The following is a 791-nucleotide window of genomic DNA, read 5'->3' on the forward strand; positions in this document are numbered from 1 at the left end:
GCTGGAGGCCGAGAACGCGCGTCTGGCCGCTGAGCTGGCCAAGGCCAAGCAGGCCCACGAGGTCCTGGGAAAACTATCCGAGCTGTTGTCGCTGCTGTCCAACAGCTCGGACGGCGAGACCAGGCAGAACCCTTGATCGACGGCGCTGTGAACGAGTTGGTGCCGCTGGTCGGTGTGGTGGCCGCGTGCCGGCTGACCGGAAAGTCCCGCGCCACGCTGCACCGGCAACGCAACCCGAAACCGCCTGTGCAGGGCCCGAAACGGCCGCAAGCGCAGCATCCTGGGGCGCTGACCGAGCTGGAGCGCGCCAGGGTGCTGGAAGTGCTGCGCAGCGACCGATTCGTCGACAAGTCGCCTGCGCAGGTGGGGGCGGTGCTGCTTGACGAGGGCACCTACCTGTGCAGCATTTCCACGATGTACCGGCTGCTGCGCGAGAACGGCGAGGTGTCCGAGCGTCGCCGCCAGGCCAGCCATCCGCCGCGGGCGAAGCCGGAGCTAGTCGCGACCGGGCCCAACCAGGTGTGGAGTTGGGATGTGACGAAGCTGAAAGGCCCGGTCAGGGGCGAGTATTACGACCTGTTCGTGATGCTCGACATCTTCTCCCGCAAGGCGGTCAATCACCTGCTTGTGCCCACCGAGGACGCCGAAGCGGCCAAAGCGTTCATCGAGGAAGCGTTCGCCAAAAACGGCGGCGTCGTGCCAGATCACCTGCATTCAGATAACGGGACGTCGATGACCAGCAAGAACGTCCACCAGCTGCTGGTTGATCTGGGTGTGACAAGGAGCTTGTC

The 791-nt window shown here is 65.1% G+C and carries 1 protein-coding gene; it reads left to right on the forward strand.

What is annotated here, in order from left to right; translation table 11 throughout:
• Window positions 1–132: 132 nt before the first annotated feature.
• Window positions 133–791 (forward strand): DDE-type integrase/transposase/recombinase (locus BST40_RS28390; RefSeq protein WP_208618956.1); only part of this gene is annotated, 659 nt, incomplete at its 3' end.

This window comes from Mycobacterium persicum (assembly GCF_002086675.1).
Classification (GTDB): Bacteria; Actinomycetota; Actinomycetes; order Mycobacteriales; family Mycobacteriaceae; genus Mycobacterium; species Mycobacterium persicum.